This is a genomic window from Streptomyces sp. NPDC037273, from assembly GCF_055603625.1.
The window spans coordinates 354,190-362,231 of record NZ_JBVJVO010000002.1 but is presented as its reverse complement, the minus strand read 5'-3'; the positions used below and the strand labels follow the sequence as shown (position 1 = coordinate 362,231).

Sequence of the window (8,042 nt, the reverse complement as noted above, 5' to 3'; positions counted from 1 at the left end):
CTAGGCTCTACCCGCCCCGCCGACTGCCCTCGCGACAGGGGGTTGCCCACCCCCCCCCGCCCCCCCCCCCCCCCCCCCCCCCTTCCCCCCCCCCCCCTCCCCCCCCCCCCCCCCCCCCCCACCGCCCTCACGTGTGTCCGGACTTCCTCAGCGCCGCGGCACGGTCTCCCCGCTCGCCGCGTCCACCACCGGCCGGTCGCCCAGCGGGCCCTGCAGCGTCACCGTCAGCGTGATCTCCTTGGCGATCGCGATGCACGCCCGCTCCGGGTCGGACTTCTCGTCGATCCGCACGGTCACCTTCTCCGGGGTCTCCACGGCCCGCGCGGTGTACGTGCTGCACACCCCGCCCCAGAAGGTCACCGCCAGCTTCCGGCCGTCCGCCTCCGCCGCGTACGACACGATCTGACGGACCGGCGCCGCGCCCTCGTCCGGCGGCGACTGCACCGGCGGCGACGGCTTCGACGGCGGAGCCAGGAACTCGGGCGCCACGGCCGTCTCCGCCACCGTGTACGGCGCCCCGTCCACCGGGTCCGCGGTGAACAGCCACGCCGGTACGAGCACCCGCTCGCCCGCCACGTCCCGCGAGGCCAGACCGAACACCGCGCCCGTCACCGGGACCTCCTTCGGCGCCGTGTCCACGACCGGCGGGCAGGGCGCGGCCGGATCGGGCTTCCCGTTCCCGTCGACCGGCTTCCGGGCTTCCTTCCCGTTCCCGTCCACCGTCGCCGGCGGGTCCGTCGCGCAGCCGCCGATGCCGATCGGGCCCGTGCCCTTCGAGGCCTCGTTCAGCGCGGCGAGCGCCTTCGCCGCCCCGATCACCGGATACGTGGTCCCCGCCGCCGGCTCCTCCAGCATCCCGCTCCCGGCCACCGGCCGGCCGTCCGGCCCGATCTGCAGCCCCGTCGACCAGCCGTAGGTCGGCAGCCCGCCGACCACCGGATCGGCGTTGACCACCCGCACCGAGCCGTTCATCACCTGCGTCGCGGTCACCTTGGCGTCGTCCTGGCCGAGCGCCTTCAGAACCGGCGCGGCCGCCGCCTTCGCCGCCGCCTCGCTCACCGGAGAACCGCCCCGCGAGGGCTTCGCCTCACCGGGCGGCGGGCACTCCTTGCCCTTGAGGCAGGCGTCACCGACGGGACCGCCGTCGTACCAGGAGTACGTCCAGTTCCCCGGCGCCTTCCGCGCCACGTCGAGGCGCGGACCCGAACCGTCCTTCTCCGGCCGGATCGTCCAGACCTCGCCCTGCAGGGCCGGAGTGCCGGACACGCCGAGCGCCTCGGCCAGCCTGGTCACCTCGACCGAGGTGACCAGGCCCTCTGGCCGGTGGACCGCGGCCGAGGAGGGCCCTTGGGGGAGTGGGCCCTTGGCTTTGTAGACGGTCCCCGAGGGGCCGCCGCCCGGGTCGGGCTCACCCGGCGCGATCCCGGCACCGCCGCTGCCGGCCTCCAGGCTCAGGGGCGGCGGAGACCCGGCCGCGTCCGCGGCCCTGCCCCCGGCCGGAGTGGCCTCGCCGGACGCCGTCGCGGCGAGGTACACCCCGCCGCCCCCGGCGAGCAGCACTCCCGCCGCCACCGAGGCGGCGATGACGTTCCGCCGCCTCCGTACGTTCTCCGTACCGCTCACCGCAACGCTCCCTCGTCTCGATCGGACAGGGGTGGGACGGAGCGGAGGCGCGGACGGTTCCGCTCCGTCAGCCGCCGTACTCGGCGGTGGCGGCGATCAGGCGGGCCGAAGAGGCCGGTACGACCACTCCGTGGATCGAGGCGGGGGAGACCCGTACGGGATCCGGTCCGGCCGGAGCCACCCAGTGCGGGGCCATCCGCGCACCGTCCCCGCGCAGCTGGGCGAGGCTCAACTCGGACTCGTGTCGCTCACGGGGAGCGGGGTACGTCGTCATGGGCGCACCGTATGCACCGCACCACTCCGGAGAAAAGGCCTACTCTGGGGTAGTTTCCACTGTTCGGCAGCCCGCCTCCCAGCCGGTAGCGTGAACGTGTCGCCCATCCGTCGCCTCGCGCGCCCTACTGAATTCGCAGGAGCACCCCACCGTGCGCATCGCAGTCACCGGCTCCATCGCCACCGACCACCTCATGACCTTCCCCGGCCGGTTCGCCGACCAGCTGGTGGCCGACCAGCTCCACACGGTGTCCCTCTCCTTCCTCGTCGACAACCTCGACGTCCGCCGCGGCGGCGTCGCCCCGAACATCTGTTTCGGCATGGGCCAGCTCGGCGGCAACCCGATCCTGGTCGGCGCGGCGGGCTACGACTTCGACGAGTACCGCGCCTGGCTCGACCGGCACGGCGTCGACACCGCCTCCGTGCGCATCTCCGAGGTCCTGCACACCGCGCGCTTCGTCTGCACCACGGACAAGGACCACAACCAGATCGGCTCCTTCTACACCGGCGCCATGAGCGAGGCCCGGCTGATCGAGCTCAAGGCCGTCGCCGACCGCGTGGGCGGCCTCGACCTCGTCCTCATCGGTGCCGACGACCCCGAGGCGATGCTCCGCCACACCGAGGAGTGCAAGGCGCGGAACATCCCGTTCGCCGCCGACTTCTCGCAGCAGATCGCCCGCATGGACGGCGAGGAGATCCGCACCCTCCTCGAAGGCGCGACCTACCTCTTCTCCAACGAGTACGAGAAGGGCCTCATCGAGTCCAAGACCGGCTGGACCGAGGCCGAGATCCTCTCCCGCGTCGGCCACCGCGTCACCACCCTCGGCTCGCGCGGCGTCCGCATCGAGCGCGTCGGCGAGCCGGTGATCGAGGTCGGCTGCCCCGAGGAGACCGCGAAGGTCGACCCGACGGGCGTCGGCGACGCCTTCCGCGCCGGCTTCCTGACGGGCCTGTCGTGGGGCGTCTCGCTGGAGCGCGCCGCCCAGATCGGCTGCATGCTGGCCACCCTCGTCATCGAGACCCTGGGCACGCAGGAGTACACCCTGCGCCGCGCCAACTTCATGGAGCGCTTCACGAAGGCGTACGGCGACACCGCCGCCGCCGAGGTCCAGTCCCACCTGGCCTGACCGGACGAGGGCCGTGCGGGAGCGTCTTCGGCTCCCGCACGGCCCTTGCCGTGCCGCGCCCCCGGGTCACGACAGCCGGCGCACCACGTAGGCGACCCCGCCCTTCTCCGACGGCGACTCGCCCACGTACTCCTGGCCCCGCATCTCGCACCAGGCCGGGATGTCGAGGCGCGCCGCCTCGTCGTCCGACAGGACCGTCACCGTCGCGCCCACCGGCACCTCGCCGAACACCTTCGCCAGCTCGATCACCGGGATCGGGCAGCGCTTCCCGAGGGCGTCCACCACGAGCGGCCCGGACGCGGGTGCGGGGACCGGCGCGCCCGCCGGGGCGCCGAGACGCTCCCGCACCCCCGCCACCACCCCTGGCAGCACCGCGAGGAAGCGGTCCACGTCCTCCTCCGGCGTGCCGGCCGGCAGCGACACGCGGACGTTCCCCTCGCTCAGGACGCCCATCGCCCGCAGGACATGGCTGGGCGTCAGCGTGGAACTCGTACAGGACGAACCGGATGAAACGGAGAAACCCTCCCGGTCCAGTTCGTGCAGCAGGGTCTCTCCGTCGACATAGAGACAGGAGAAGGTGACGAGATGGGGGAGCCGGCGCACCGGGTCGCCCACCACCTCCACGTCCGGCACGAGCTCCGGCACCCGCGCCCGGATCCGGTCCACCAGCTCCCGGAGCCGTACCGCCTCCGCCGCCGCCTCGGCCCGGACCGCCCGCAGGGAGGCCGCCGCGGCGACGATCGCGGGGAGGTTCTCGAAACCGGGCGCGCGCCCCGACTCCCGTTCGTCGGACGGGCCTTGGGGGGCGAAGCGGACGCCCTTGCGCACGGCGAGCAGCCCCACGCCCGCCGGGCCGCCCCACTTGTGGGCGCTGGCGGCGAGCAGCGACCAGCCGCCCTCCACCGGCCCCCAGCCGAGGGACTGCGCCGCGTCCACGAGCAGCGGCACGCCCGCCGCCCGGCACGCCTCGGCCACCTCGGCCACCGGCTGCTCGGTCCCGACCTCGTGGTTGGCCGACTGGAGACACGCCAGGGCGGTACGGGAATCGAGCGCGGCGGCGAAGACGGCCGGGTCCACGGCGCCCGACCGCTTCACCGGCACCTCGGTCACCGTGCCGCCCGCGGCCGCGTGGGTCTCGCCCGCGTGCAGTACGGAGGAGTGCTCGACCGCCGAGACGACGAGCCGGTCCCCGACACGCCGACGGCCCGCGAGCGCGCCGGCGACTCCGGCGTGAACCGCGCGCGTCCCCGAAGGGGTGAACGCGAGCTCGTCCGGCCGGCAGCCCACCGCCTCCGCCGCGGCCTCCCGCGCCGCGTCCAGCAGCATCCGGGCCCGCCGCCCCTCCCGGTACAGCCGCCCCGGGTCCGCCCACCCCTCGTCCAGCGACGCGAGCAGCGCCTGACGGGCGACGGGATGCAACGGAGCGGCGGACGCGGCGTCGAAATACGGCATCCGCCCACGGTAGGTCCTCACCCCTGCCCCGCCCGCACCCGCCCCGCCCGCACCCGCCCACCCCGATTCCCCGCCCCCTCACCCGACCCGCGCCCACCCCGTGAGGCCCCGTCAGAAGGTGGGCCGGGTGGGGTGTGACGGGGCCGAACGGGGGTGTGGAAGGGCTCGGTGGAGGGGTGGAGTCCACCCCTTCGGGGGCTCGGACGGCGCGTTGGGCACCCTCCCCGCGCGACCCCAAATAGCGTCCAGTAGGGTTTGGTCCGCATAAACATCCAAACCCCTGCCCGCGGCCGGGGCGGCGACCGACCAGCGAGACGGACGGCCGTGGCCGACCACTGCGGGCCGAGACTCTCGGGAAGGCGCTACGTGAGTCCCAACGGCTCCGACCGCTCGTCGCGGCGCCCGATGCGGCGGAAGCTGCCGCAGGTGCTGACTGCGGGCCTGATCCTGGCGACAGCCACGGGCTGCTCGTACAACTGGGAAGACTTCCCCCGCCTTGGCATGCCCACCCCCGTCACGGAAGAGGCGCCTCGGATCCTCTCCCTCTGGCAGGGTTCCTGGGCCGCCGCCCTCATCACGGGCATCCTGGTGTGGGGCCTGATCCTCTGGGCCACCATCTTCCACCGGCGCAGCCGGACCAAGGTCGAGGTACCTCCGCAGACCCGTTACAACATGCCCATCGAGGCGCTGTACACGGTCACTCCGCTCATCATCGTCTCGGTGCTCTTCTACTTCACCGCACGCGACGAGTCGAAGCTCCTCGAGCTCTCCCCCAAGCCGGCCCACACCATCAACGTGGTCGGCTACCAGTGGAGCTGGGGCTTCAACTACGTCGAGAACGTGCCCGGTGTGACGGGTGACGCCAAGACGGACAAGAACCTCGCCGCGATCCCGGACAAGTTCCAGGACGCGTTCCCGGAGAACGCGGGCGGTGTCTACGACGCCGGCATCCCCGGCGACCGGAACCCGCAGACCGGCAACCCGGGTCCGACCCTGTGGCTGCCCAAGGGCGAGAAGGTCCGGTTCGTCCTGACCTCCCGTGACGTCATCCACTCCTTCTGGGTGGTCCCCTTCCTCATGAAGCAGGACGTCATCCCGGGTCACACCAACTCCTTCGAGGTGACCCCGACCCAGGAAGGCACCTTCCTCGGCAAGTGCGCCGAGCTCTGCGGTGTCGACCACTCCCGGATGCTCTTCAACGTCAAGGTGGTCTCCCCGGAGCGCTACCAGCAGCACCTGAAGGAGCTGGCCGAGAAGGGGCAGACCGGCTACATTCCGTCCGGCATCGAGCAGACGGACCCGGCTAGGAATGCGGAGAAGCACCAACTGTGAGCATCCACAACGAAACCCAGGGTGCCGCCGCAGCTGAGGACTCGTACGAGAACGAGCTGCCCGTACGGCGCAAGCAGCCCGGCAACGTGGTCATCAAGTGGCTCACCACCACCGACCACAAGACCATCGGCACGATGTACCTGGTCACGTCGTTCGCGTTCTTCTGCATCGGCGGTCTCATGGCGCTCTTCATGCGCGCCGAGCTGGCCCGTCCGGGTACGCAGATCATGTCGAACGAGCAGTTCAACCAGGCGTTCACGATGCACGGCACGATCATGCTGCTGATGTTCGCGACGCCGCTGTTCGCCGGATTCGCGAACTGGATCATGCCGCTGCAGATCGGCGCGCCCGACGTGGCGTTCCCGCGGCTGAACATGTTCGCCTACTGGCTGTACCTCTTCGGCTCGATCATCGCGGTGGCCGGCTTCCTCACCCCGCAGGGTGCGGCCGACTTCGGCTGGTTCGCCTACTCCCCGCTGTCGGACGCCGTCCGCTCGCCGGGTGTCGGCGCCGACATGTGGATCATGGGTCTGGCCTTCTCCGGCTTCGGCACGATCCTCGGTTCGGTCAACTTCATCACCACGATCATCTGCATGCGCGCTCCGGGCATGACGATGTTCCGCATGCCGATCTTCACCTGGAACGTGCTGCTGACCGGTGTCCTGGTCCTGCTCGCCTTCCCGGTCCTCGCGGCCGCGCTGTTCGCCCTTGAGGCGGACCGCAAGTTCGGTGCCCACGTCTTCGACGCGGCCAACGGCGGAGCCTTGCTCTGGCAGCACCTCTTCTGGTTCTTCGGACACCCAGAGGTGTACATCATCGCCTTGCCGTTCTTCGGCATCATCTCCGAGGTCATCCCGGTCTTCAGCCGCAAGCCGATGTTCGGCTACATCGGTCTGATCGCCGCGACCATCTCGATCGCCGGCCTCTCCGTGACCGTGTGGGCGCACCACATGTACGTCACCGGTGGCGTGCTCCTCCCGTTCTTCTCCTTCATGACGTTCCTCATCGCCGTACCGACAGGCGTGAAGTTCTTCAACTGGATCGGAACGATGTGGAAGGGCTCCCTGTCCTTCGAGACCCCGATGCTCTGGGCCGTCGGCTTCCTGATCACCTTCACCTTCGGTGGTCTGACCGGCGTCATCCTGGCCTCGCCCCCGATGGACTTCCACGTCTCCGACTCGTACTTCGTGGTGGCGCACTTCCACTACGTCGTCTTCGGCACCGTCGTCTTCGCGATGTTCTCCGGCTTCCACTTCTGGTGGCCGAAGTTCACCGGCAAGATGCTCGACGAGCGCCTCGGCAAGATCACGTTCTGGACGCTGTTCATCGGCTTCCACGGCACGTTCCTGGTGCAGCACTGGCTGGGTGCCGAGGGCATGCCGCGTCGTTACGCGGACTACCTGGACGCCGACGGCTTCACCGCGCTGAACACGATCTCGACGATCTCGTCGTTCCTGCTCGGCCTGTCGATCCTGCCGTTCTTCTACAACATCTGGAAGACCGCCAAGTACGGCAAGAAGATCGAGGTCGACGACCCGTGGGGCTACGGCCGTTCGCTCGAGTGGGCGACGTCCTGCCCGCCGCCGCGGCACAACTTCCTCACCCTGCCGCGGATCCGTTCCGAATCCCCGGCGTTCGACCTGCACCACCCTGAGATCGCCGCTCTCGACCAGCTCGAGAACAAGGGCCACGAGGTCGAGGCCCTCACCGGTGGCAAGGAGGCCGGCAAGTGAAGATCCAAGGCAAGATGTTCATCTGGCTGAGCGTCTTCATCCTTGCCATGGCGATCCTGTACGGCGTCTGGTCCAAGGAGCCGGTCGGCACGACGGCGCTCTTCCTGGCCTTCGGCCTGTCCATCATGATCGGCTACTACCTGGCCTTCACGGCCAAGCGTGTCGACGCGATGGCGCAGGACGACAAGGAGGCCGACGTCGCGGACGAGGCCGGTGAGGTGGGCTTCTTCGCCCCGCACAGCTGGCAGCCGCTGTCGCTCGCCATCGGCGGTGCGCTCGCCTTCCTCGCCATCGCGATGGGCTGGTGGCTGCTGTACTTCTCCGCGCCGCTGATCCTGGTCGGCATCTGGGGCTGGGTCTTCGAGTTCTACCGCGGTGAGAACCAGAACCAGTAGGCATACCCCGCTCCGCACGGAGCACCCCGAGGGGGGGGGGGGGGGGGGGGGGAGGGGGGGGGGGGGGGGGGTGGTTTGTTGTCTTCGTTCTTTGTGTGGGGGGGTGT

Annotated in this window: 7 protein-coding genes; 4 read left to right on the top strand and 3 right to left on the bottom strand. The window is 70.7% G+C overall.

What is annotated here, in order from left to right:
- Nucleotides 1–147: 147 nt before the first annotated feature.
- On the bottom strand, nt 148–1,623 hold the full coding sequence (locus tag ACZ7G1_RS06825) for a hypothetical protein (RefSeq protein ID WP_470882485.1): 1,476 nt from the start codon (nt 1,621–1,623) through the stop codon (nt 148–150).
- 67 nt (nt 1,624–1,690) lie between these two features.
- A complete protein-coding gene (locus ACZ7G1_RS06820) occupies nt 1,691–1,897 on the bottom strand; it encodes a hypothetical protein (RefSeq protein ID WP_470882483.1) in 207 nt (68 codons plus the stop codon).
- A gap of 151 nt (nt 1,898–2,048) precedes the next feature.
- On the opposite strand from ACZ7G1_RS06820, the gene ACZ7G1_RS06815 reads away from it, so the two are divergent.
- Complete coding sequence (locus ACZ7G1_RS06815) at nt 2,049–3,023, top strand: carbohydrate kinase family protein (RefSeq protein ID WP_470882482.1); 975 nt, start codon at nt 2,049–2,051, stop codon at nt 3,021–3,023.
- Between the two features lie 66 nt (nt 3,024–3,089).
- Here the strand turns inward: ACZ7G1_RS06815 and ACZ7G1_RS06810 are convergent, their stop codons facing one another.
- Nucleotides 3,090–4,475 (bottom strand): aminotransferase class V-fold PLP-dependent enzyme, encoded by a 1,386-nt coding sequence (locus ACZ7G1_RS06810; RefSeq protein ID WP_470882480.1) that lies wholly within the window; start codon nt 4,473–4,475, stop codon nt 3,090–3,092.
- A gap of 366 nt (nt 4,476–4,841) precedes the next feature.
- Here ACZ7G1_RS06810 and ctaC point away from each other — a divergent pair, with 366 nt between their 5' ends.
- Genes ctaC through ACZ7G1_RS06795 form a run of 3 tightly spaced genes read left to right on the top strand, consistent with a single transcriptional unit; the run spans nt 4,842 to nt 7,935 of the window.
- Nucleotides 4,842–5,807, top strand: a complete 966-nt coding sequence (gene ctaC, locus ACZ7G1_RS06805) for an aa3-type cytochrome oxidase subunit II (RefSeq protein WP_470882478.1) — start codon at nt 4,842–4,844, stop codon at nt 5,805–5,807.
- A complete protein-coding gene (gene ctaD / locus ACZ7G1_RS06800) occupies nt 5,804–7,540 on the top strand; it encodes an aa3-type cytochrome oxidase subunit I (protein WP_470882477.1) in 1,737 nt (578 codons plus the stop codon). The genes ctaC and ctaD overlap by 4 nt, the downstream gene beginning before the upstream one ends.
- On the top strand, nt 7,537–7,935 hold the full coding sequence (locus ACZ7G1_RS06795; protein ID WP_470882476.1) for a cytochrome c oxidase subunit 4: 399 nt from the start codon (nt 7,537–7,539) through the stop codon (nt 7,933–7,935). Before ctaD ends, ACZ7G1_RS06795 begins: the two co-directional genes overlap by 4 nt.
- Nucleotides 7,936–8,042 lie beyond the last annotated feature (107 nt).

Excerpts from the sequence above, each read along its gene's own strand:
- ACZ7G1_RS06820 (WP_470882483.1), bottom strand. The coding sequence starts at position 1,897 with ATGACGACGTACCCCGCTCCCCGTGAGCGACACGAGTCCGAGTTGAGC.
- ACZ7G1_RS06810 (WP_470882480.1), bottom strand. The coding sequence starts at position 4,475 with ATGCCGTATTTCGACGCCGCGTCCGCCGCTCCGTTGCATCCCGTCGCC.